This window comes from Anaerobacillus alkaliphilus (assembly GCF_004116265.1).
Lineage (GTDB): Bacteria > Bacillota > Bacilli > Bacillales > Anaerobacillaceae > Anaerobacillus > Anaerobacillus alkaliphilus.
Window position 1 is genome coordinate 51070 of sequence record NZ_QOUX01000030.1, and the last position, 25513, is coordinate 76582.

Annotated in this window: 22 protein-coding genes; 13 read left to right on the forward strand and 9 right to left on the reverse strand. The window is 36.4% G+C overall.

Annotated features, from left to right (window positions below):
• The first annotated feature begins 95 nt into the window (after window positions 1-95).
• Complete coding sequence (locus tag DS745_RS08780) at window positions 96-1814, forward strand: methyl-accepting chemotaxis protein (protein WP_129077888.1); 1719 nt, start codon at window positions 96-98, stop codon at window positions 1812-1814.
• A 78-nt stretch (window positions 1815-1892) separates the two neighbouring features.
• On the opposite strand, the gene DS745_RS08785 is transcribed toward DS745_RS08780, so the two are convergent.
• From DS745_RS08785 to DS745_RS08790, 3 genes are all read right to left on the reverse strand, one after another.
• Window positions 1893-2468, reverse strand: coding sequence for a YitT family protein (locus DS745_RS08785; RefSeq protein WP_129077889.1), 576 nt, complete (start codon window positions 2466-2468; stop codon window positions 1893-1895).
• 130 nt (window positions 2469-2598) lie between these two features.
• A complete protein-coding gene (locus tag DS745_RS25360) occupies window positions 2599-2724 on the reverse strand; it encodes a hypothetical protein (RefSeq protein ID WP_277750909.1) in 126 nt (41 codons plus the stop codon).
• 81 nt (window positions 2725-2805) lie between these two features.
• Window positions 2806-4212, reverse strand: coding sequence for a sigma-54 interaction domain-containing protein (locus tag DS745_RS08790; RefSeq protein ID WP_129077890.1), 1407 nt, complete (start codon window positions 4210-4212; stop codon window positions 2806-2808).
• 219 nt (window positions 4213-4431) lie between these two features.
• On the opposite strand from DS745_RS08790, the gene pruA reads away from it, so the two are divergent.
• From pruA to rocF, 4 genes are all read left to right on the forward strand, one after another.
• The gene (pruA, locus tag DS745_RS08795; protein WP_129077891.1) at window positions 4432-5979 is read left to right on the forward strand and encodes an L-glutamate gamma-semialdehyde dehydrogenase; all 1548 of its coding nucleotides are present in this window, start codon (window positions 4432-4434) and stop codon (window positions 5977-5979) included.
• 94 nt (window positions 5980-6073) lie between these two features.
• Window positions 6074-7267: an ornithine--oxo-acid transaminase gene (locus DS745_RS08800; RefSeq protein ID WP_129077892.1), complete on the forward strand. Its 1194-nt coding sequence runs from the start codon at window positions 6074-6076 to the stop codon at window positions 7265-7267.
• A gap of 173 nt (window positions 7268-7440) precedes the next feature.
• Window positions 7441-8343 (forward strand): proline dehydrogenase family protein, encoded by a 903-nt coding sequence (locus tag DS745_RS08805; RefSeq protein ID WP_129077924.1) that lies wholly within the window; start codon window positions 7441-7443, stop codon window positions 8341-8343.
• 31 nt (window positions 8344-8374) lie between these two features.
• Window positions 8375-9277 (forward strand): arginase, encoded by a 903-nt coding sequence (rocF, locus tag DS745_RS08810; RefSeq protein WP_129077893.1) that lies wholly within the window; start codon window positions 8375-8377, stop codon window positions 9275-9277.
• Window positions 9278-9330: 53 nt separating this feature from the next.
• On the opposite strand, the gene mgtE is transcribed toward rocF, so the two are convergent.
• Together mgtE and DS745_RS08820 are read right to left on the reverse strand one after the other, a co-directional pair.
• The gene (gene mgtE, locus DS745_RS08815; protein WP_129077894.1) at window positions 9331-10671 is read right to left on the reverse strand and encodes a magnesium transporter; all 1341 of its coding nucleotides are present in this window, start codon (window positions 10669-10671) and stop codon (window positions 9331-9333) included.
• A gap of 86 nt (window positions 10672-10757) precedes the next feature.
• Window positions 10758-11939 carry an MFS transporter gene (locus DS745_RS08820; RefSeq protein ID WP_129077895.1) on the reverse strand — a complete coding sequence of 394 codons (1182 nt, stop codon included), beginning with the start codon at window positions 11937-11939 and terminating at the stop codon, window positions 10758-10760.
• Between the two features lie 173 nt (window positions 11940-12112).
• Here DS745_RS08820 and DS745_RS08825 point away from each other — a divergent pair, with 173 nt between their 5' ends.
• Window positions 12113-12517, forward strand: coding sequence for a rhodanese-like domain-containing protein (locus tag DS745_RS08825; RefSeq protein ID WP_241657767.1), 405 nt, complete (start codon window positions 12113-12115; stop codon window positions 12515-12517).
• 331 nt (window positions 12518-12848) lie between these two features.
• Here the strand turns inward: DS745_RS08825 and DS745_RS08830 are convergent, their stop codons facing one another.
• Genes DS745_RS08830 through DS745_RS08840 form a run of 3 tightly spaced genes read right to left on the reverse strand, consistent with a single transcriptional unit; the run spans window position 12849 to window position 15197 of the window.
• Window positions 12849-14549, reverse strand: coding sequence for a b(o/a)3-type cytochrome-c oxidase subunit 1 (locus DS745_RS08830; protein WP_129077896.1), 1701 nt, complete (start codon window positions 14547-14549; stop codon window positions 12849-12851).
• Window positions 14549-15016: a cytochrome c oxidase subunit II gene (locus DS745_RS08835; protein ID WP_129077897.1), complete on the reverse strand. Its 468-nt coding sequence runs from the start codon at window positions 15014-15016 to the stop codon at window positions 14549-14551. The genes DS745_RS08830 and DS745_RS08835 overlap by 1 nt, the downstream gene beginning before the upstream one ends.
• Before the next feature lie 22 nt (window positions 15017-15038).
• Entirely contained in the window at window positions 15039-15197 is a 159-nt protein-coding gene (locus DS745_RS08840; protein ID WP_129077898.1) for a cytochrome c oxidase subunit 2A, read from the reverse strand.
• 518 nt (window positions 15198-15715) lie between these two features.
• Between DS745_RS08840 and DS745_RS08845 the strand changes: the two genes are divergently transcribed.
• The 6 genes from DS745_RS08845 (at window position 15716) to DS745_RS08870 (ending at window position 23801) form a co-directional block, all read left to right on the forward strand.
• On the forward strand, window positions 15716-17191 hold the full coding sequence (locus DS745_RS08845) for a spore germination protein (RefSeq protein WP_129077899.1): 1476 nt from the start codon (window positions 15716-15718) through the stop codon (window positions 17189-17191).
• Between the two features lie 9 nt (window positions 17192-17200).
• Window positions 17201-18301, forward strand: coding sequence for a GerAB/ArcD/ProY family transporter (locus DS745_RS08850; RefSeq protein ID WP_129077900.1), 1101 nt, complete (start codon window positions 17201-17203; stop codon window positions 18299-18301).
• Window positions 18288-19454, forward strand: coding sequence for a Ger(x)C family spore germination protein (locus DS745_RS08855; RefSeq protein WP_129077901.1), 1167 nt, complete (start codon window positions 18288-18290; stop codon window positions 19452-19454). The genes DS745_RS08850 and DS745_RS08855 overlap by 14 nt, the downstream gene beginning before the upstream one ends.
• Before the next feature lie 146 nt (window positions 19455-19600).
• Entirely contained in the window at window positions 19601-20659 is a 1059-nt protein-coding gene (locus tag DS745_RS08860) for an ABC transporter ATP-binding protein (protein WP_129077902.1), read from the forward strand.
• 217 nt (window positions 20660-20876) lie between these two features.
• Window positions 20877-21989 (forward strand): Fe(3+) ABC transporter substrate-binding protein, encoded by a 1113-nt coding sequence (locus DS745_RS08865; protein ID WP_196121227.1) that lies wholly within the window; start codon window positions 20877-20879, stop codon window positions 21987-21989.
• A 168-nt stretch (window positions 21990-22157) separates the two neighbouring features.
• Window positions 22158-23801, forward strand: a complete 1644-nt coding sequence (locus DS745_RS08870) for an ABC transporter permease (protein WP_129077903.1) — start codon at window positions 22158-22160, stop codon at window positions 23799-23801.
• Window positions 23802-23856: 55 nt separating this feature from the next.
• Here DS745_RS08870 and DS745_RS08875 read toward each other — a convergent pair whose 3' ends face one another.
• Window positions 23857-24606: a rhomboid family intramembrane serine protease gene (locus DS745_RS08875; protein WP_129077904.1), complete on the reverse strand. Its 750-nt coding sequence runs from the start codon at window positions 24604-24606 to the stop codon at window positions 23857-23859.
• 207 nt (window positions 24607-24813) lie between these two features.
• Here DS745_RS08875 and acpS point away from each other — a divergent pair, with 207 nt between their 5' ends.
• Window positions 24814-25167, forward strand: a complete 354-nt coding sequence (gene acpS, locus DS745_RS08880) for a holo-ACP synthase (RefSeq protein WP_129077905.1) — start codon at window positions 24814-24816, stop codon at window positions 25165-25167.
• The last annotated feature ends 346 nt before the right edge of the window (window positions 25168-25513 follow it).

The window sequence follows — 25513 nt, forward strand, 5'->3', positions numbered from 1 at the left end:
AACAAGTCAAAAAAAAATTAGTACTTTTATTCGACAAGATAAGGTATAATTTTCTTGTTTTTACCAAACTTGCATTCTTAAAAGGAGATAGATCCGTGAAAAGTATTCAAACAAAAATTATCTTGTTTTTTTCTGTCTTTTTTATTATTACAGTATCATCACTTGGTTGGTATATGTTTAGTAGTGCCAAAGAACTTGTAGAACAATCAGTAGGGGAACAAGCGAAATCGATTGCTGAAAGCGCAGTGAAGATTATAGATCCAGTTCAATTTCAAGAGATTATTTCAAAAGGAGAAACTACCTATTACTTTCAGTTGCGTGAGGAACTAAATCAATTCCGAGAAATGAATGGCTTACTTTATTTGTACACAATGACAATTGGAGATGGAATGGATAGTAATGAATACATGTATGTCGTTGATGGGCTTCCATTAGGGGATGAAGAGGCATCTGAAATTGGTGAAACTGAATTAATTGATGAATATCCAATCATACTGGAAATCTATAAGGAAGGAACCTCAATGGTAGGCGAGTTAGTTACTACAGAAACTTACGGTTCATTAGTATATGCTTATGCACCGATTTTTAACTCTTCAGGTGAGGTCATCGGAATTGTTGGTGCTGACTTTGATGCCACTAATGTAATGATGAGACTCGATGAAGAAAGAAAAGTGGCCTTTTTAGTAACGTTAGGCACATCAGTGTTATCAATTGTTATCTTGTTTATTTTAACAAAACTATTAATAAATCCACTAAAAGTTCTTACAAAGCAAATGGAACGTGTAAAAGAAGGTGATTTGACTGTAAGCTTTACTACTAATCGAGAAGATGAGATTGGGAGCTTAGGTGTAGCGTTTCAGCATATGATAGATGAAATGAACTCAATAATTCAAAGTATTAATCAAAATGTAGGAACATTAACAGATAGTTCAGGGAAATTAGCTAATAGCTTCCATCATGCTGTTGATAATAATGACTTAATTATTCGTGACATGCTAGAAGTAAGTGAAGGAGCAACAACTACTGTAAAAAGCTCTGAAGAAAGCTCAAAAGCAATAGCTGATTTAACTGATGGAGTTCAATATATTTCAGAGACAGCATTGCAAGTGAATGTAGCTTCGAATACTACTGTAGATGACGCAAATCAAGGGATTGTAACTGTTGAGCAAGCTTCCGTACAAATGGATCTAATACATCGGTCTGTTCAAGAAACAACTATACTTGTAAATAATTTAGAGTTACACTCTCAAGAAATTAATCAAATTGTAGAAGTAATATCAGTTCTAGCTTCACAAACCAACCTACTTGCTCTTAATGCTGCTATCGAAGCAGCAAGAGCAGGTGAGCACGGTCGTGGTTTTGCAGTGGTAGCAGATGAGGTGAGGAAATTAGCGGAACAAACGAGTAGCTCGCTAAATGATATCTCCCAGATCACGGAGAAAATTCAGTTAGAGACGAAAAGATCTGTGCAAGCGATGGAAGAAGTCTCTGGTAAAGTGAACACAGGGGTTTCGGTAATACAAAAATCGGGTGAAGCTTTTAAGAATATCAAACAATCAGCCCAATATGTAGTAACTCAAGTAGACTTATTTACATCAACAGCTAAACAAATGAGTGCAGGAACTGAAGGTGTTAATGCCTCTTTTGAGGAGATGGCTTCAATTGCTAAGAGAGCAGCGATGCAAATAAATGAGGTTACTGCATCTGTAGAGCAACAAACTGCAGACCTTTCTGAGATCACGTCATTTGCAGATCATTTACTAGAAATGGCAACTGAACTGCAAAGTAAGATTAATAGGTTTAAAGTAGAATAAAAGACAAAAATCGAGCGGAATCTCGCTCGATTTTTGTCTTTTTCTAAAAAAATTGCTTTCCTGGGAAATATAGTGTCGTTACTTTTCCTTACACATGACGATTGCTGTCGTAGTAACTCCTGTAGCAGCAACAGCTATCGTTGAAAGGATCATTTCGTCAAAGGTAATGACTGAAAAACCTACGAATACAACAAGTAAATCTATTAGGAAGATAAAAATACCTACGTTTGTTTTAAATAGATCGGCAATCATTTGTGCTAGTAAATCAAGGCCACCTGTGCTTATGTCGTAAAGAAACATAAGGCCGACTCCTATACCAAGTAGAGAACCCCCGACTAATGCACCTAAAAGTGGGGAGAGATTTTCTACATTAACCGTCATCCAGTGGAAAAGATCAATAAATAGAGCTGATACCACAAAACCGACAATACTATTGTAGAAAAAGTCACGGTACCAAATCCAAGCTGCAGCATAAATAGGAACACTTAAAATTAAAATTGCTACTCCAACACTTACATCGTATTGATAATGTAGAATTAAACCTAGACCAATCATTCCTCCATCAAGAATGTGGAAAGGAACAAAAAAGTTATTAATTCCGATACTAATAATGAGACTACCAAATAGTATCGCTAGTATTTTTTTCTTTGCCATTTAACCAACCTCGCATAGAAGGACATGTAGTATTGTATGCGTGGTTCTAGACAAGATATGTTAATAACTTGATGAAAAAAACCAAACCTTCAATGTAAATTGAGGTTTGGTACATAGAGACAGAAACTAACTACACTCCGTTGCGATGGTTGTTTAACTCATTTTTAAAAGATAATAATGAACCAATTAGAAATAAAATTGACCCTAAGAGAAATAAGCTTTGGACGGATAGTGGAGAAAATTCTTGCTGAGCCATGTAATGATCACTCCTATCACCCTTGAGAGTTTTATCCATATGTTTAACCTATGAATAAAGGGGAGAGTATGTGCCCATTTCTTATTGAAACTTCTTTATTCGATATTGTAGGCTTTGCCGACTTAACCCTAATTGTTTCGCGGCTTGAGTGACGTTATTGTGATGTTGTTTGAGTACCTTTTGAATATAGAATTCTTCAAACTCCTCTAGTTGCTCTTTTAATGGCTTTGTAAAAGGTCGATAATCACTTTTTCTTTCTGTCATTTGAAACATCTCAGGGATTTCTACCTTAAATTGTGTTTTGTTTCGGAAGTGACTCGGTAAGTGAGTGTATTCAATCCGATCCTCATCAGTGATAAGGTTCATAGCTCCTTCGATCACGTGTTCAAGTTCTCTAACATTTCCTGGCCAATCGTACTGATAAAACAAACGAAAGATTTCTTCGTCAATTTTTCGAACGGCCATTTGAAATTTGCGGTTAAATTTATTAATAAATGCATTAACAAGTAAGGGGATGTCTTCTTTTCTTTTTCTTAAAGGAGGAATATGAAGAGACACAACACTAAGTCTGTAATATAAGTCGTTTCTTAAACGCCCTGCTTCAATTGCTTGGTAGGGATCTTCATTTATAGTAGCAATGATCCTGACATCCACTTGTGTGTCTTTTGTGTCACCCACTCTTCGTAAGCTTTTTTCTTGAATGACTCTTAAAAGTTTGGCTTGTAAATTAACACTTAGAGAATTCACCTCATCTAAAAGCAACGTCCCATGATTAGCCTGTTCGAAAAGGCCTGGTCGTTCTGTTGCACCAGTAAAAGCCCCTTTCTTTGTACCGAATAAAAGTCCTTCGATTAGGCTTTCTGGAATTGCTGCGCAATTTTGACTAATGAAGGGTTTGTCACTACGGTCACTCCCGTGATGAATACTTTGAGCAAATAATTCTTTTCCTGTGCCTGTTTCTCCTACAATGAGAACAGACGAAGAAGTTCGAGTTGCTCGTTTCGCTTGATCAATTACATCTTTTAGGGGCGAACTCTCGCCAATGATTAAGTCAAATGTATAGTAGGTTTGACCGTTGATAGAGCTATTTTCTCTCAGCAATTTTTCTAGTTTGGTAATGTCTTTTGCAATCTCAATAGCACCAATGGTCTTGCCGTTTTCAATGATTGGATGGGTGTTATTAATAGTAGTAATTTCTTGGCCTTTATTATTATAATAGGTTTGTTTTTTGTTCTTGGTAGTTTTCCCTTCGAAAAGAGCTTGTAAAAGAGTACTTTCTTGATCTTCATAAAACATAAAAACGTCACGTAAGTTTTTATTTATGACATCTTCTACATGCATTGCCTCAATTTCCATCATCTTTTGATTATAGATAATGGTCTTACCATGTTCGTCAATGACATGGATACCACTGTCAATTTCATTGATTGCATGTTGGTAGAACCTTGAAAATTTCTTTAGATGTTGGGGATCTTTGAAATCAACCACAGGAAAAGCACCTCCTGGTAATAATGATAGTTTAAGTTTACTATAAAAGGTCTAAAGAGCAAATTTTTTTTGCGTTAATGTGCAAATACAATTTGCATAGCAAAAAAAATTTGCTATTTTGAACGTTTCCGTACTCTTTAAATAACATTGTTAAGTTGGCACGATAATTGCAATAATATAATTGTAAAAAGAAGCTATTTAGAAGAGGAGAGGATATTCATGGTAGTACCATACAAACATGAACCATTTACAGATTTTACAGTAGAAATAAATCGTCAAGAATTTGAGGCTGCGCTTGCTAAAGTAGAAGCTGAGCTTGGAAAGAACTACGATCTTATCATTAATGGTGAAAGAATTGCTACAGAAGACAAAATTGTCTCTCTTAATCCTTCAAATAAAGAACAAATTATCGGTACAGTTTCTAGAGCTAATATTGACTTAGCTGAAAAGGCTATGCAAGTAGCTGATGAAACATTTACTACATGGAAGAAATGGAAGCCTGAAGTTCGTGCAGATATTCTATTTAAAGCTGCGGCAATTATTCGCCGTCGTAAGCATGAATTCTCTGCGTACTTAGTACTAGAGGCTGGTAAGCCTTGGAATGAAGCAGATGCAGACACAGCAGAAGGAATTGATTTCCTTGAATATTATGCACGTCAAATGCTTCAATTAAGCAAAGGTTTTGCTGTTGAAAGTCGCCCGTTTGAACATAACAAACTATCGTATATCCCTCTAGGAGTTGGAGTTGTTATCCCACCTTGGAACTTTGCTTTTGCAATTATGGCTGGAATGACAGCAGCAGCATTAGTAACAGGAAACACTGTATTATTAAAACCTGCTGAAACAACATCTGTTATTGCTTATAAATTTATGGAAGTATTAGAAGAAGCTGGTCTACCAAATGGAGTAGTGAACTATACTCCAGGATACGGATCAGAAATTGGTGACTACTTAGTAGATCACAAGCGCACTCGCTTTATCTCATTTACAGGTTCTAAAGCAGTTGGTGTTCGCATCTATGAGCGTGCTGCAAAAGTTCACCCAGGTCAACTGTGGTTAAAACGCGTAGTAGCTGAAATGGGTGGGAAAGATGCGGTTATCGTTGATAAAGATGCTGATTTAGAATTAGCTGCACAATCAATCGTGAAATCAGCATTTGGTTTCTCAGGACAAAAGTGCTCTGCTTGTTCAAGAGCGATCATCCACCAAGATGTATACGATGAAGTATTAGAAAGAGCTGTAGAGTTAACAAAAGAGTTAACGATTGGTGCTCCTGCTGATTTCAATAACTTTATGGGTCCAGTAACTGATCAAAAAGCATTTGATAAAATCATGAGCTATATTGAAATTGGTAAAGAAGAAGGAAGATTAATGGTAGGTGGAACTGGAGATAACTCCAAAGGTTTCTTTATCCAGCCAACAATTTTTGCTGATGTAAATGAAGATGCTCGCATTATGCATGAAGAAGTATTCGGTCCATTCGTTGCGTTCTGTAAGGCAAATGATTTTGATCATGCGTTAGAAATTGCTAATAATACTGAATACGGTTTAACTGGTGCGGTACTTACTAGAAATAGAGAAAATCTTGAAAAAGCACGTGAGGACTTCCATGTTGGAAACCTATACTTTAATAGAGGTTGTACAGGTGCAATTGTAGGTTACCATCCATTTGGTGGCTTTAACATGTCAGGTACAGATTCTAAAGCTGGTGGACCTGATTATTTATTACTATTTACACAAGCGAAATTAGTATCTGAGCAACTATAATTCACATTAACTAAGCCATGGCGACTGACTTTATTAAGTAAGAGAGGTCGCCAAGGCAATTTAGATCTCAAGTCTATTGGACGGAGGTAATACAATGAGTAAAACAAACGAAATTATTCAACAAACAGAGAAGTTTGGAGCGCGCAACTATCATCCGCTTCCAATTGTTATTTCAAGAGCTGAAGGTGTTTGGGTAGAAGACCCAGAAGGGAATAAGTATATTGATATGTTAAGTGCTTATTCTGCAGTAAATCAAGGTCACAGACATCCAAAGATTATTCAAGCATTAAAAGATCAAGCTGATCGCATTACACTAACTTCGAGAGCATTTCATAATGATCAACTAGGTGAATTTTATGAAAAGGTTTCCGCGTTAACTGGAAAAAGCATGGTATTACCAATGAACACAGGTGCTGAAGCTGTTGAAACGGCTGTGAAAGCAGTTCGCCGCTGGGCGTATGACGTAAAAGGTGTGGAAGCCAACCGAGCTGAGATTATTGTTTGTGAAGATAACTTTCATGGACGAACGATGACGGCTGTTTCTCTTTCTTCTAATGAAGAATATAAACGAGGATTTGGTCCAATGCTTCCGGGAATTAAAATCATTCCTTATGGTGATCTTGAAGCGCTAAAAGGAGCCATTACTGAAAACACAGCAGCGTTTATGCTTGAACCAATTCAAGGTGAAGCTGGGATTATTATTCCTCCTGAAGGCTTCCTAAAAGATGCATATGAAGTTTGTAAACAAAATAATGTGCTACTCGTTGCTGATGAAATTCAATCAGGTTTAGGACGTACAGGTAAGACCTTTGCGTGTGACTGGGATCAAGTTGTGCCTGATATGTACATTCTTGGAAAAGCACTTGGGGGTGGCGTCATGCCAATCTCTGCAGTAGCTGCAAATGAAGATGTACTAGGCGTATTTGAACCAGGGTCACATGGTTCAACCTTTGGTGGGAATCCGTTATCATGTGCTGTATCTGTCGCTTCTTTGCAAGTTTTAGAAGAGGAAAAATTAGCAGAGCGTTCGTTGGAACTAGGTCATTATTTTCAAGAAAAGTTAAAAGAGATTAACAGCTCTGTAATCAAAGAAGTTCGTGGTAAAGGTTTGTTTATTGGAGTTGAGTTAACAGAACCGGCTCGTAAATATTGCGAACAGTTAAAAGAAAAAGGATTACTATGTAAAGAAACGCATGTAAACGTTATTCGTTTTGCGCCACCGCTTGTTATTTCAAAAGAAGATTTGGATTGGGCGTTGGAGCATATTACTAGTGTCTTAGAAGTTTAATTATTGCTTTGAAGAGAAAAGGGGGGCTAATAGCTCCCTTCTATTAGAAAAGGCGAATTTGTGCTAAAAAAAAAAATTCCTTTGAAGTGCAAGATTATTAGATTGCTAAAATCAACAACTTTAATAGGACAACTACATTATTTATGACAACAAAAGGGGTTTTTGCAATGGAAATGGTTTTAAGAAATTTTTTCCTCTTTCTATCGAAAAATAAGACACTAAATAAAGGTGCCAAAAAATGGGGACTTAAGCTTGGTGCTAAACAAGTAATCCCTGGGGTAACAATAGAAAGTGCTATGGATGCAGTTAAACAGTTAAATTCTCAAGGTCTTGCTTGTACTGTCGATCATTTAGGCGAATTTGTCTTTAATCGTGAGGAAGCAATTGAGGCTGCTGATTACTGTGTGAGAACATTAGAGGCTATAGCAGAGACGGGTGTAAACTGCAATCTTTCATTAAAGCTTACGCAGTTAGGTCTTGATATTGATCGTAACCTATGTCGAGACAATATGAGAAGTATTTTAGCGACAGCACAAAAGCATAATATTTTTGTGAGAATTGATATGGAAGACTACTCTCATTTAGATGCTACGCTAGACTTATTAGCAGAATTACGTCGAGAGTATTCAAACGTTGGAACGGTAATTCAAGCATATCTATACCGAGCAGCACGTGATATTGAAGATTTAAAGGGTGTATCTCTTCGTTTGGTAAAAGGAGCTTATAAAGAGTCTCCTGAAGTTGCTTTACAAGATAAAGCAGAAATCGATGAAAATTACCTTAAAATCATTAAACAGCACTTATTAAATGGAAGTTATACGGCTATTGCATCTCATGACCATAATATTATTGCCAAAGTAAAGCAGTTTGCCAAAGAAAATGATATCCCGAAAACTCAATTTGAGTTTCAAATGTTATATGGCTTCCGTACAGATATGCAACAAGATATTGCTAATGAAGGTTATACAATGCGTATCTACGTGCCATTTGGAAACGACTGGTACGGCTATTTTATGAGAAGACTTGCGGAAAGACCACAGAATGTCGCTTTTGCATTACGAGGACTTTTAAAATAAAAATCTATGAAACTGAAAAGAGGTAGTTTCTATGAAGAAGAAAATATCGATTATTGGAGTGCCGATGGATTTAGGTCAACGACGCCGTGGTGTTGATATGGGCCCTAGTGCCATCCGTTATGCAAATGTTGTTGAACGTCTACAATCCCTTGATTACGAAGTAAATGATATTGGTGACATAGAAATCGGCAGACCTAATCGTTTTGATATAATAGATGAAGAAAATTTAAAAGATTTAAAAGAAGTAGTGAAAGCAAATCAAAAACTTGCATCAGCAGTATCTGATATCGTTGCTATGGATCAATTTCCATTAGTTTTAGGAGGAGATCATAGTATTGCAATTGGAACTCTTGCTGGTGTTGCAGAACACCATAAGAACTTAGGGGTTATTTGGTTTGATGCTCATGGTGACTTAAATACAGGTGATACCTCACCTTCTGGAAATATTCACGGGATGTCCTTGGCAGTTAGTTTAGGGATAGGTCACCCGTATTTAACTGGTATTAATGGTTTTGCTCCAAAAATCAAACCAGAAAATGTAGTCATTATTGGTGCACGGGCCCTTGATCCGGGTGAAAAAGAGCTTATTAAAGAAAAAGGGATTAAAGTATACACAATGCACGAAATTGACCGTCTAGGTATGACAAAAGTGATGGAAGAAGCGATTGCGCACGTCTCTAATGGTACAGATGGTGTTCATTTAAGTCTTGATTTAGATGCCATTGATCCACACGATGCCCCGGGTGTAGGAACTCCAGTACTAGGTGGTACATCATACCGTGAAACGCACTTGGCAATGGAGATGTTAGCGGAAGCTGGAATTGTTACCTCAGCTGAGTTCGTTGAAGTTAATCCGATTTTAGATGACAAAAATAATACTGCAACAGTGGCTGTAGCCTTAATGGGATCACTGTTCGGTGAAAAGCTTCTATAACTAAAAGAGTGTAATGTGGTGAGTTGGTTGCTCAGAACGTTACACTCTTTATTTTATAGATAAGATAGAAATGCAGTTGCAAAGCTAAAATAAACAATTAATGAAAATATATCATTTAATGTTGTGATAAGTGGACCGGAGGCAACTGCAGGATCGATGTTAAATCTGTACAGTAACAAAGGTATGATCGTCCCTGCCATTGTTCCGATGATTAAGGTTAAAATTAATGAACCGCCCACTATTAAGGAGTAAATTGGACCTAACCATACATAAGCAATAATTGCGATTAGTGCTCCGCATGTAATACCTATAATTAAACCCACTCCTAATTCCCGTGTGACTAACTTTACTACTGTTTTTCTATCTAGATCATGGCTAATAAGTCCGCGGACAACAACAGCTAGAGATTGAGTACCCGTATTTCCAGTCATTCCAGCAATCATTGGCATGAAAAACACTAAGGCAACAACTTGTTCTAAAGTATCTTCAAATCCACTAATAATACTACCTGAGATTAAACCGATGAATAATAATAAGATTAGCCATGGTAAACGGCGGAAAGAGGCAGTCGTTGCCTTTGTATTAAAATCGATATCCTTACCAGATGCAGATAATTTCTCGATATCTTCATTTGCCTCTTGAATGACAACGTCAATCACGTCATCGACAGTTACAATTCCAAGTAATTTGTTTTTTTCGTCAACAACTGGTACAGCAACGAAGTCATAGCGTTGAATGAGTTGTGCCACTTCTTCTTGGTCAAGATCAACAGGTACCGAGATAACTCGGTTAAACATAATATCGCTAATTTTCTCGTCAATATTACTAAGAAGCATGTCTCGATACGAAACTACACCGACAAGTTCTTTATTATCATTAATGACATAAAGGTAATAAATTGTATGGTTCATCTCCGCAAATGACTTTAGCTTGTCCACAGCATCTCGAACAGTATAATCATTCTTAATCCAAACAAACTGATTGGTCATCAATCCGCCGGCTGTTTCTGGCGAATAGGTCATTAAATTCTGAACGTAAGTAGAATCCTCCGATTTCATCGCAGCCAAATATTCTTGGATTTTTTCAACAGAAAGCTCACTTAATAAGTCTGCTAAGTCATCATTTTCCATTAAGTCCATAACTTTAGATGACTTTTCGATACCAAGGCGATGAAGAATTTCAATTTGCAAATCACTATCCAACTCCTGGATGAGATCAGCAATTTGTTGAGGTGATAAATACAATAAAAATTTAAAATGGTGTTTGCCAGGTAGGTTTTGATACAGTTGGGCGATGTCGTAAGGTTGAAGTTCATCAATAACCTTTTCGAGGGCGCCTTTTTTATTTTCTTTTAGGTACTTAATAATAAGTACGGTTAATTGATCAGCATTCATAGAAACACTTCCTTACTTGATAGTGTTTTGGGGAAAACCCCTAGGTACTACACTATAAAAAAACTCACAAATAGTAAATACAATTCTTACGTTTTTTTTATGTTTGAGCCACTTTTCTCGATAAGAATAATAATGAAGGAACCAAATAACAAAGTAGCTAAGGTAAAAAGCTGAATGAAGTAGCTTGAGAAAACAGTAATGCCACTTCCGAAGCTTGCTCCCAATAGCAAAATGAAGCTATACATAGAAATTGTTAGACTCCGGTCATGCCCGCCTTTGTAACCGATAAGTTGAATAAGGGAAGGAATAATGATTGCAACCCCTGCAACGAAAACGATAGAACCAAAAGCGATGAGGTAGACATTTATTGTGCCACTAAATAGTAAACCTATGAGCTTTAAAGTAAGACCGAAAAGAATTGTATTCTCATAGCCGAAGCGTGTGCCAATCTTAGTAGAATAAATAGTTATAATTAACCCAATTAGGCCAAACCCACGGACCATTAACGTCGTCGAAGGAGTAGCATCCGTATTCGTTGAAAAGAAATTTTCTAGCGCTGTATAGTAGGCTACAAATGCTAGTAAAGTTGTAAATGTAATGAAGTAAAGTCTTTTTAAATCTTGTCGAAAAGGAATTGATATTATGGTCCTTAATAATGTTGGGATAGACCTTGATTGTTTTTGTTTCCTTGGTCGTGGAAGCTTATTTAGAGAGTAAATTAGAAGAAATGAATACAAAATTGCTAAAGTAAGAAAAATGCTCTGCCAACCATAAACGATGTTTACTGAAGAGCTTAGTAATTGACCGATGACTCCAGCTGATAAAAACCCTGTATTAATAACTCCGATTGCTATCCCGCGATGTTCTATATTTAATACATTCAATACATATATAAATGATACAGGTGCGAATGAAGCTGCCCAAAACCCTTGTAGCGCTCTTAGGAGAAGAAGAGTAGAGAAGTTAGTCATGAAAAAGCCTGCTGCCATTAGGATGATTAGAACGAATAAGCCTGTGCAAATGGTCTCTTTTAGACCAAACCGTTCTGATAAGGGACCGAAAAAAATTAATCCACATGCGTAAAAGAATGAAAATACACTAATAGAAAGGCTAGCTTCTGAAGTTGAAATAGAAAAAGTAGTTGCTACATTTCCTAAGAGAGGGATCATGATGTAAAGATTAGAGACAATCAAAATAGCCAACATTGCAAAAATAATTAATATATGACTTAGAGTATAAGGTATATTGTTTTCTTTAGGGTTTTCCATAGCAAATCACCTTACTTGTTAAGATTAGGGTATCAATATAGATTATGTATATGTAAAATCGTCATTAATTGCCTTTAAACATTCATAACTTGCCAGGTAGTAATAACACTATATGTAATATAATTATAGGAGTTATAGATGTACTATTTAAGAGAATAAGGTGGGCGATTTAAATGAACAATTTTATCAGATTTTTATTCTTAGGAATCTTGATGATCGTTTTTCTTACCGGTTGTAATGAAGAGGCTCTTACAGGAGTTAAGCAATTGGAGGTTAGTGATCTAAGCTATCGTATGGCGGACTCGATAAAAAACAATGATGAAGCTTTTTACATTGATGTAAGGGAAGATTATGAATTTAATGAAGCGTATATCGAGGGCTTCGTGAATTACCCTTTGAGTTCCTTTGAACAAACCTATCAGGATCTACCTAAAGATAAAGAAATTATTGTTATTTGTAGAAGTGGAAATAGAAGTATGAAGGCAGCGGCGTTTTTAAAAGAGCAAGGCTATGAAAATGTAACCAATATAAAGGGTGCTATGCTCGATTGGAAAGGTGAGACGAAGTCAGCCAATTAAAACGTAGAGTGATGAACTTCATCGCTCTACGTTTTTTGTTTATGTAAAAGACTGTTTTCGAAAAGTTTGTTGCTTTCGTAAAAATCTCAAAAGCCGGAGTTTTACACAAATTACTAAGAATTGACCACTAATTTAGTAAGTAATGCTCTTTTCTTACATAATTTATTGGCTGATATCTTCATCTGGGGTATTTTTCCAATAATTTCAGGATAGAAAAGCCACAATGTTTACGGAAAGAGCCATGCAAAAAAGACAGAACTGGTAACGAATGAGGTGACTTCAGCCTCTAAACATAAGCAAAACCACTAGGGAAGCCCTAGTGGTTTGTTCATTATTTAATTAGATAGTTAAATACAGGTGAACCTGGTGGTGCATTAACAATCATATCGTAAACCGGAATGGTGTAAGCGAAAAGGATGAGTAATACGACAATGCCGATCCAGAGTTTCCAGTTTTCAAAAATTGCAGGTGTAGTGGATGCATCACTTGCAGGTTCACTTACAGGGAACGCTGTTTCTCCTTTTGGAGCTAACCAAACCATGTAAATAAAGTTATAGAACATTAATAGTGCAGCAGCTGTTAAGATAACAGCACCAATAGCGACTGTTATATAATTCGTAAACATTCCTTCAAACCAAGCCATTGCTGTAGGGTGGTCTTGGTAAGTTGTATACGCAGTACGACGTGGTGCTCCAAGAAGACCCATTAAATGCATCGCACCTGACATGAAGAACATTCCGATTGTCCATAACCAAGTTTGCACCATACCTAAACGGTTGATATATGGCGTAAACTTTCTGCCAGTTAAATGTGGAATTAACCAGTATGAAATTCCAAAGAATGTTAGAACGATCGTTGAGCCTACGGTCAAGTGGAAATGCCCAACAACCCAAAGTGTGTTATGAACAACAGCGTTCATTTGATTAGATGCGTTAATAATTCCACCAGCACCAGCTGGGATAAAGATTAACATCCCCATAAATGGAGCGAAGAAACGTACATCTTTCCAAGGTAGGATACCTAACCAGCTAAGTGATCCACGTCCACCTTGAGAACGGGCAGTTTGCTCAAACGTACCAAAGATTGAGAATGCGGTCATTAATGATGGAACGATAACAACGAACGTTAATACTGTTTGAACGAACTTCCAAAACTCTGAAACGCCAGACTCCATTAACTGATGGTGGAACCCAACAGGTATTGAAAATAACAAGAATAAAATAAAGGCCAAACGAGCAAGTGAGTCACTAAACAATTTTCCGCCAATGATTTTTGGAATACAAACGTACCAAGCCATGTAAGCAGGTAGTAACCAGAAGTAGACTAGTGGATGCCCGAAATACCAGAAAAGTGTACGGCTTAGTAATATGTTCATCTTATCCGTAAGACCAAATGCCCAAGGGATCATTTGTAATAATACTGTAGCTGCTACCCCTAAACATGCTACAATCCAGAGTATAAGTGTTGCTGTAGCCATAAATCCGAATAGAGGTGTTTTTTGTCCTTTATTTGCTTTTTTCCAATTAAAGTAATGAGCAAGAACTGCAGCACTTGCAATCCAAGTCCCTACGACAAAAAGTGTTAAAGCTACATAATAGAACGGATGAGCTGCAAGTGGAGCGTAGAATGTATATAGAACAGAGGCTTCCCCTGCCAGAATAAGTACAGCAGCCATTAGCGTACCAATCGTGGTTACCCAAAAACCAGCCCAGCCTAGCTTTCGAAGGCCATTTGGAAATGCCCCGAGAGTACGACTAGCCCCGGCAAATAAAAAACCAAAAATAAAGTAAGTAGTAAAAACAAGTGCAAGTAAAACTCCATGGACAGTTAAAATTTGGTAGTAACCAAGCCAACTCGGAAGCTCAATCATGCCTCCGCGGACAAGTCCTTGTAAAAGTCCCATAAGTGCCCCGATAATGAAAGCAAAAAATGCTACGTGTATGTGTGCCATACTTAGAGAAGCGTCTTTTGGTGCTACTCTAACTTCTGTGTCTGAAACAAATTCATCGACTCTTAATGCTGAATTTCTCATTATTTCACCTCAATCGCCATTTGCATGTAGTGGTGTCCGGTACCGCAGTATTCGTTACAAAGAACGAGGTAAGTACCAGGCTCGGTAAATGTGTGTTCGGCCATGTTCACATGACCAGGTGTAACCATGAAGTTCACATTTGTCATTGGAATAGTAAATGAGTGAACAACATCAGAACTAGTTACTTGAAATCGTACGGTTGATCCAACTGGAACTTCAATTTTATTTGGTGAATATCCAAAAGCCATTGCAATGATTGTGGCTTGATACGTATTTTCGTCAATTTGGCGTAACCCCGGCTCATTGAAAGGTGCTTCATTACTTAAATTTTGTGGATCGACTGTAGCCATGTGGCTAGGTGGTTGTTGCCCGAATGCGAATGCACTAACTCCTAATACTGCTAAAAAAACGAATAAAGACCCAATACCAAATGTTAACCATATTTTTTCATAACGATGTAAATGCATTTAAGTTCCCCCTTTCACAAAATTACATTCTATTTAAGAATAAGTAGAAAATAGCTGACCAAGATCCAACAATAAATAATCCTACTAACATGGTGAATATTAAGGTTCCTTTTAAAGATGAATCTGATTCTGTTGGTACATAACCCTTTTTTGTCTCTAGGTTTGTGTTGTTTTTAGCCATAAATAACCCTCCTCTTATGATAATTAAGACCCCCACGATTACATAATATAGGAAAAACATTACAAAATTTTTCCGCAAATGTGAAAAAATAATGACACTTACAACATAATATAGTTAATAAACATAACAGTAGTTCATATAGTGGAAACTACTCTATCGCAATTATAAAGTTTTTGAGAATAACTACTGTGAGAAAAATCACATATAAACAGGCTGTAATAAGCTCTGAAATGGCATTGTTAAAATATTGACACATTTTAGGATAGAGACAGTAGTAATCAATAAATTAATTAGGTAGCTCAAGCTGCCATAAGTTAGGGGATGGACAAGTAGAAAATGGCGAAGGAACAGAGGAAACAAGTAAAGAAATAATATTTTATTAGTAAAAAGCCGCTATTTGTTTAAAAGATCGCCATTCTGGTTCTTTTTTTATGGGAAAAATAGTGGTTGGTGGGAATAAATAGAATGTTCCGTTACAAACTACTCTTATCTAAGTTTGAATGTAAGAGAGGTTCTATATGAACAAGAATACTACGATAAGACAAGATAAATATGAGGAATATCTTAGAAGCCTAAATATCTCGGAAGAACCACCGCAAGTTAGTAGCTTGTTTGATATAGAGATGAAAGAAATATTTAAAGCTTGTGACGACTTTACCTATAGAGAGATCGTGCTCTCACGAGGAGAGAAGGGGATTATCTATTTTCTCCAGGGAATCGTTGATCTTGAATTTCTACATATGAGTGTAATAAAGCCTTTAGTTGAATCGATGAAAGACCAATTCGAAGAAGTTGATCATCGTCAACAGATTAATAATCCTAAAAATATCTCTCTTAAAAATTGGAACGAGATTATTTTTGCATTATTTAACGGAGGAGCTATTTGTCACATTGATGGGCAGCTCCCAATTGAAGTTAAAGTACCTGGGAAAGAAAAGAGAAATATATCTGAACCTACCACACAATACCAAGTATTCGGTCCGAAGATAGGATTTATTGAGGATATACAAACGAACATTTCTATCGTAAGGAAGTTTCTGAAGGATCCTCGTGTAAAGACCGTAAATTACGAAATTGGTTCACTTTCACATACAAAGGTATCTGTCATGTACATTGATGGTTATGCAGATAAAAAGGATATTGAGCAGATTGACAAAAGAATGCAAAATGTGAAAATTGATCAACTGATTACTCTAGGACAATTAAATAAGCAGATTATTGATCATCCAACGTCTATTTTCCCACAAGTGTTTGGTACAGAGCGACCAGACAATGTTGCGTTGGCATTAGGGGAAGGAAAGATTGCTATTTTTATTGACAATGTAACATTCGTTTCAATTCTTCCTGTTACGTTGTTTGATTTATATTTGGTTGGTGATGACCTTAGTTTTAGTTCGTTTTATAATGCCCTATTTGTAAGAGCTATCCGATATTTGTGTATGATTTTATCTACAGCTTTACCAGCTCTTTATGTAGCATTAGTCGCATTCCATCCAGAACTAATTCCAGAAACTCTCGCATTAACAATTGCAGAGTCGAGATCACAAATACCTTTTCCGGCAGCTGCAGAAGCACTAATAATGATGATTGCCTTAGATGTTTTAGTGGAGGCTAGTATACGTCTTCCTAGCTTTGTTGGCCAAACAATCGGTATTGTTGGAGGTTTAGTTATTGGAACAGCAGCTGTTGAAGCAGGGGTTGTTAGTAGTCTAATGGTCATTGTTATTTCGTTTACCGCAATAGCATCTTTTACTTCTCCTACTTGGGAATTAGTATCGTCACTACGCGTTCTTCGTTATGGTTTGTTGATCATATCATCAATTTTTGGTTTGTATGGGTTCGTGCTAGGCTTTTGTGTTATTTTTATTCATATTTGTAACTTAGAGTCTCTTTCAACACCATACATATCGCCATTATCAACATTTAAAATGCAGCAGTTGTTAGGTAGAATGCAGCAAATAAAAACGCAGTATTTTGAGAAAAAAGGAGGGTGATTTTGACTAATGGAGGTGGTAAGGAAATTCAAGGGTATTGATCTTTTTGCAGTTACTTGTTGTTCAACAATTACTCTAGGAGTCACTTTCTTACCTTATGTGGGTGGGGATGAGGTAAGAAGTGCGTGGTTAAAGGTTTTGGTAGCTGTCATTCCTTACTTTGTTCTTTTTTACTTGTTAAAAAAATTTAGCTCTAAATACGAAAGTTACGATTTCTTTTATGAGATGAAAGTCTCTACTTGGAACTGGGTGTTCCACTTGATCGTGTTGTATTTCATTGTCAGTACTTTGTTTGCTATTGTTTATGGTTTGGAGGCATTGACATTAATAACAAAAGTATATTTGCTTCCTAACACTGACCAGTGGATTGTTCTACTTCTCTTTTTATTAGTGGCTGCGGTGGGCTTAGGTTATGGAATTACAGCGATTAGCCGTTTTGTTGTTTCCTTAATACTTGTTGAGTTTATCCTGCTTTTTTCAATTGTAGGTTTAGGCTTTACTGAATATTTTCGCTGGATGTATATTGCCCCTGTTTGGACGACGGATGTTATCACATTTTTGAAGAGTTCTATCAGTGATATGGCCCGGTATACGGGAGTAATAGCTCTACTAGGTTATTTGCCATTTTTGAAAAAAGATGCCGCAGTCTTTAGACCGATGAGTTATGGTCTACTTTTGGTTGTTTCTATCTATGTTGGTATTTGTCTTGTGGTAGTAGGGACCTTTGGTTTCGAACAATCTTTAACGCTTTTATCACCTTTTACGGCATTGGTTCAGTCTTTGTCAACGAGAACAGGAGTAATAGAGAGAGTAGATTTATTTTTCTTGGGGGTATGGCTGATTGCTTATTATAAAATCATGCTAGTTCAGTCATGGTTTATGGTGTTTTTAATGCAACGTATATTTCCGATAAGAAGAAACTACATCTATATACTTCTTTCGTTAGTTTTATTATTTGTGATAACTATGTTCATGCCAAACTTTGTTGAACAAATTTGGATACCTATACATTTTAATAACATCATTTATTCCTTTTGCGTGCCAGCTTTACTATTAGGTTTCTTATTAATGAAACGAAAAGAAGGAGCTCAACAAAGTGAAACTAGTTAAGCTATCGCTTGTCCCACTTGCCATAATTCTAATGCTAACTGGGTGCATTGATGATGCTAGGGAAATTGATCATAGATCAATGATTGTGGGTATGGGCATTGACGTGGAAGAAAATAATGACAATGAGATTTTATATAGTGTAACGTTACAAATCCCAATACTTTTAACTGGAGGACGAGAAGGATCCCCTGCTGGCTCGGTAAAAGAGTTCGAGACGTTTACTGCCACTGGAAAGACAATTTTAGATGCGGTTGCCCATATAGAAGCAATGACACCGACAGTTCTCTTTTTTGGCCACTTAAAAGTAGTGACGGTCAGTGAACATGTCGCTAGTCATGGACTAGACAGAGTGATCGATTTCTTTGATCGACTTCCTCAAGTTGCCAACCAAATTTTTTTACTAGTCATTGAAGATGGAAAGGTTGAAGAATTTATTAACCAAGAGTCGCCGTTAGTAAATTTGCCTGCTCTTTATTTAAATCGATTTTTCCAAGCTGAACAGAAAATATCGCGAACAAAGGATGTGAAGCTCTTTGAGTATCGTAGAGATACCAATATGATCTCTGGTGCAGCGACACTCCCATTAGCTAAAATTTTAGACAAAAAAATACTCATTGAAGGGATGGCGGTCCTTCATAATCATAAATTAGTGGCAAAATTAGAAAGAGATGAAGTTGGTATTAGTGAACTATTAAAGAACAATCGAGTGGATAATGTAAATTACACAATAACGCTAGAAACCAATGTCGGGGAAGAAGAAGTTTCGATCACAAGAGGAAACTTACAAGCTAAATTTCATTACGAGGAAACAACCCCACTTACAGTAAATATTAGTGTCAAGGGTAAAGGTGAAATTGCTGAAGTAGGAACGCCTGAAGTAAGGGTGACTAATGATTTAGTAAAGGAAGCCAATGATAAGATGGAGAAAGAAATTAAGGAGTTAGTAACAAAAACAATCAAAAGGATGCAGGCAGAAAATGTTGAGCCTTGGTTGATTGGTCATCGGCTTTGGGTAAAAGACCCAGATTTTTTTGACACATTACATTGGGAAGAGTCAGGCTGGCGCGAAACTGTTGTAAACGTATCGGTAGATTTTAAGATGGAACACACAGGGCAGAAAGGGTATTTAGGGAAAAGAAAGATAGGCAGATAGAAAGAAAACACCTTCATATTTTTGTGACAACTGTCTGAACCTCGTTGACTGTGAAAAAAAGCCTATGCTATAATAAACTACAATGAAAATCATTATCATTAAACGTAGGTTTTTATAGATGAAGTCTTTTTTAGGGGGAGAGTTTCATGAGTTTTATACAGTTAGAGCAAGTAACAAAGCTTTTTTCTGGTACGCAAAAACCTGCAGTTGACGCTATAAATTTAAACATAGAACGTGGAGAAATTATCACATTACTAGGCCCAAGTGGTTGTGGAAAAACAACAACATTACGAATGCTTGCTGGGTTTGAGCAACCATCAACAGGAAAAATAACCATTGGTGAACAAGTGGTTTATGACAATTCTAACGCAATTCCACCTGAGAAAAGGGGAATAGGCATGGTATTTCAGGATTATGCATTATTCCCACACTTAACAATTGAGAAAAATGTCATGTTTGGGTTAAATAAGTGGAAATCAAAAGATAGAAAAGCACGTGCGAGAGAAGTATTAGAACTTGTTGGTTTAGGCGACTTTGCCCAACGTTTTCCAAGTGAAATATCAGGCGGACAGCAACAACGAGTTGCCTTAGCAAGGGCCTTAGCGCCTCGACCACATGTTGTTTTAATGGATGAACCATTTAGTAATCTAGATGCTGGTCTCAGAGAAAAAATGCGTTATGATGTAACTAATATCCTAAGAAAAGCAAACACCACGGCAATTATCGTTACTCATGATCAAAAGGATGCTTTTGCTGTTTCTGATCGTGTAGTCGTCATGAAGGACGGTGTGATCCAACAGGTGGCATCACCTAGAGAAATGTACCGTTGTCCAAAAAACTGCTTTGTTGCTCAATTTGTTGGAAAGACAAACTTACTTACAGGTGAATTAGATAAAGATCTCAAACACGTTAGAACAAGTATAGGGAAAGTCTGTTTACCAGTGGCTTTAAATGAGATCTCTGATAATATTAAGGTTTCGATTCGCCCGGAAGGTTGTCAAATCGTTGCTGCTGGAGCTGGGAATTATTCAGGACATGTGGAAAGAGTTACATACAGTGGTGAATACCAAGAACTTTATGTAAACTTTCAACAGAATAAAACCTCAGAACCTATGGTAATCTATGCGCCAATTGAAGAAAATATTGAAGTAGGTTCAGTAGTGTCATTTAATATTAAAACAGATTTAGTTTGTGTAGTGGAATAATTGAAAGCTCTCTCTTAAAAGAGGGCTTTTTTGCTTTTGGAGGAAGAAACATCGAAGGGATTTTTGACATTCCTGTGAATTCGGAAATTTACCTATAAAATTTTTTGTAAATTCCATTGACAATGATTATCAATAGCAATATAATTCAAAATGTAAGTTCTAAATGAGAATGAATTTCATTCTTTAGAACAAAAAAGTTACATAGGGGGAAACAAACATGAACAAAGCGTTAAAAATGATCTTATTTACAATCCTTTCTTTAGGATTAGTTATGTTAGCAGCTTGCGGTGGTAAAGAAGAACCACAAACAGCAGCTCCTGCGGAACCAGAAGTACAAGCGGAAACAGAAGAGCAACAACCTGAAGAAGTGAAAGAAGCTGGTGAAGTTAACCTGTATACGAGCCGTCATTATGACACAGATCGTCAATTATATGATCTTTTCGAAGCTGAAACAGGAATTAAAGTTAACGTAATTGAAGGTAAGGGCGATGAGTTAATAGCTCGTCTTAATTCTGAAGGCGAAAACACTGAGGCTGATCTATTCTTAACAGCTGATGCTGGTAATTTATATGTTGCAAAACAAGACGGTTTATTCCAAGAAATTCAAAGTGATGAATTATTTAAGAACATCCCTGCAAACTTACGTGACGATGAAAATATGTGGGTTGGATTAACTAAACGTGCACGTGTAATCGTTTATGCAAAAGACAGAGTTGATCCATCTGAACTATCAACATATGAAGCATTAACTGGTCCAGAGTGGGCAGGTAGAGTATTATCTCGTACTTCAAGTAACATGTATAACTTATCTCTTTTAGCTTCTTTCATTGAATTAAATGGTGCAGAGGCAGCAGAAGAGTGGGCGAAAGGTATTGCGGCTAACTTAGCTAGAGAACCCCAAGGTGGAGACACTGATCAAATTAGAGCTGTAGTTGCTGGTGAAGGTGACGTTGCTATCTCTAACACCTACTATGTTGGTCGTTTATTAAATTCTGCTGATAAAGGTGATGTTGAAGTTGGGGAAGCGGTAGGAGTTTTCTTCCCGAACCAAGATACAACTGGAACTCACGTAAACATCAGTGGTGTTGGCATAATTAAACACTCTAAAAATGTTGAAAATGCAATTAAATTCTTAGAGTTCTTATCTAGTGTAGAGGCTCAAAAAGTATTTGCTGAAGGTAACAATGAGTACCCAGTTAACCCAGATGTTGATTGGTCAGAAACTGTGAAGTCTTGGGGAGAATTTAAAGAGCAAAATATTCCTTTATCAATCTTAGGAAAAAACCAACTAGAAGCTATCAAAATCTTCGACCGCTCTGGTTGGAAATAAATAAAACTACATGTACCGGAATACTTTAACAGTTTCCGGTACTTTATTTTTGTTAGACAAACATTTATTTTTAAACTTCATTTCTGTATAATTAATAGAGTCACTAATTTTATTCTACTAAAATAATTTTTTCCTTTTGTTATTAAAGTAAGTTAGGATGTGCCAACCATGAGACTTATACAGAAAGTAGAGCAACATTTCAACATGTGGGCAATATTAAGTCTAGTATTTATTTTTATAATCTTAATTCCCAATTTATTAATAGGATATAATCTTTTTACTGAACCTACTGATAACTGGGCTCATATTAAAGAGTATCTTTTAAAAGATTATATATATAATACGTTAGTACTTATCACTTTTACAGCTTTGTTCACAATGATTATCGGTACTAGCTTGGCTTGGATCATTATTAATTATCGGTTCCCATTGCGTAATTTTTTTAAATGGGGATTAATTTTGCCATTAGCTATACCTGCTTATATTGGTGCCTACACGTATCAAGGGATGTTAAATTATTCTGGTACAATCCAATATACCCTTCGAAATACATTTGATATTCATGTTTCAAGCCAAAAGTTCTTTAACATTATGGGTATACCTGGTGCAATTTTCATTTTTACAATATTTTTATATCCATACGTGTATGTAATCACAAAAGGCTTTTTAGAAAACCAATCTGCTTCATTGTTTGAAAATGCAAGATTACTAGGCGGTGGCCCTTTCACGATCTTTTTCCGTGCCGGTTTGCCCCTTTCTAGAGCAGCCATTACTGGTGGTGTTGTCCTTGTTATTTTAGAGGTTCTTAATGACTTTGGAGTTGTTAGCTATTTTGGAGTTCAAACGTTTAGTATAGCTATCTTTCGAACATGGTACGGAATGAAGGATCTTGATTCTGCATTAAAACTAGCTGGTATTCTTATGTTTATCGTTATTGTCGTTTTAGTCTTAGAAAGGATTATTCGAGGGAGGAAAACATACAGCTATTCTTCCGCAAATTTTAGACCGATTGAAGCTCAACCGCTAAAAGGTACTAGCAAATGGCTTGCCTTTAGCTATTGTTCGGTTATCTTTATGATCGCATTTATAGTTCCAGTTACACAATTAGTACACTGGAGTATAATGACTTGGGATCGCATTTTTAGTCCGGAATTTGCAAAGTTAATTTACAACTCTATATTTGTTGCATCTATTGCATCATCGATTATCGTATTTATTGCTCTCATTGTTGGGAACTATACCCGATTGCATAAAGGGTTGTTTCCAAAGGTCGCATCAAGAGTGATTGCTCTAGGATACTCTATTCCTGGGGCGGCAATAGCTATCTCGATAATAACGCTATTTGTAGCCTTTGATGGAGTTATGAAATCAGTTGCAGATTATTTAAATCTAAATTCAGCTCTCGTATTAAGAACAACACTCGTTATGCTAACTTCTGCATATATTATTCGTTTCTTAGCGGTTGGTTACAATGCTATTGAAGCTGGTTTTGAAAAAATCGGGACTACCTTTACTGAGGCATCCCGGGGTTTAGGTTCTTCTACTTTAAAAACATTTTTTAGAGTGGATATTCCAATGTTAAGAGGAGCTATTTTTGGGGGCTTTATTCTAGTATTTGTTGACATATTGAAGGAGTTACCTTTAACTTTATTTTTACAACCTTTTAACTTCTCCACACTTGCCACACAAGCTTTTCGATATGCAAGTGACGAAATGGTCCAAGAGGCAGCATTAGCATCAATCTTAATTATCATCGTTAGTGCTATCTGTATTTTTTACTTCCATAAAGTATTGGATAAAGAGAAATCATAATCACAACGAAAAAACTGAGCTTGGAGTAAATCCAGGCTCAGTTTTTTCGTTGTGATTATCGGAATATAAGGCCGAAAATAACTAAAACAGCAAACACAATCCATAAGATCTTCTTTTTCGTATTTGGATGGAGTCTACGTTTTCTCCAGCGGTTAGGATTAAAGGATATTTCGTCATTATCAAAAACATGGCGGTATTCTGGTGTGTATCGTCTAATCTTTGTTAAGAAAATAGGGGCAAGTGCCGCACCAGCAATAAAGCCAAAGATATGCGCGTAAACATTAATGCGAACATTTACAAATGTCATGATTAAACCAATGACGAGAATAGTCATGACCAATTGCGAATTATCGCGATCAATTAAATCTTTGCGGTACAAAGACATATAAAGATAAACACCGAATAAGCCAAAGATGGCACCTGATGCACCTAAATGAGGTGAATAACCTAAACCACCTAAATAAAAAGTTGCAATGTTTGCTAATATACCAGAGAGTAGATAAATACCTATGAAACGTCCTTTGCCCAGTAATTTTTCTAGGGCGGGACCAAACAACACTAAGGAAAACGAATTAAAGATGAAATGCCCCGGTGAAACATGCATGAAAATTGGCGTAACTAATCGCCAAAGTTCCCCTTGAGCGACAGATAAGTTATGACCGATCCCTAATACATAAATAAGATTTCCTCCGAGTGAAGGGAATAAAAACATCCATAAAAATAGGATCAGATGGATAGCTACTATTCCAGAAATAACGGGATAGGAACGCAGAAACGATCCGAAATCTTCATTTCTCACAAACATTGATATCACCTAATTTCTATAAGAGTTAAAAGAGGTAACTACTTTTTTGATTTTGTTTAATAGTCAATTTGTCTATATATTGTAGCATAAAACGACCCGTTTACTGAAATAATTGAGATATTGAAATGCTTAGCTTATTCTATTTTATGACCAAACATATGATAAAATGTTAGAAAAAGCTTGATACGATTGGGGTTTAAATAATATATGATCATTGGTACAGGTATTGATATTGTGGAGTTAAAGAGAATTTCAGATGTCATGAATAGAAATCTTTCCTTTGTTAGCCGGATCCTAACTGAAAAAGAACGAGCCTTATTTAATCCACTTACAGAACGTAGGAAGGTCGAATTTTTGGCAGGACGGTTTGCTTCGAAAGAGGCATTTGCTAAAGCTGTAGGAACAGGAATTGGCAAACACCTTTCTTGGCAGGATATAGAGGTGATCCCAGACCCAAATGGAAAACCGATGATACTTTCAAAAATTGAGTACGGTAAAATTCATTTATCGATTTCTCATAGTAAAGAATATGCATTAGCAAATGTCATCATTGAAAAATAAATTATGAATTATGAATTATGAATTATGAATTATAAGTGATCTTTAGGTGTTGCTACGAAGCCCTTTGTAACTGAAAAATTGGCATTCACAATTCATAATTGACAATTATTTTTCAAACGCTTGTCATGCTAGTCTGCATATTATGTGGGACAGTCTCATATAGTGATAGTGCGGATAGGAGGGAACTATTTTGACTGTGGTAACGGGTGTTGAAATTACCCAATTTTAAACGTTATACCACTGAAGAAGGCTATAGAGTTACTAGTTAAAAGCGCTGGCAAGCATGTAAATCACTTCAAAAGTTTACTAGATAATAAGATAGCGAAAGTCGTTGTTCTCTTAGGTG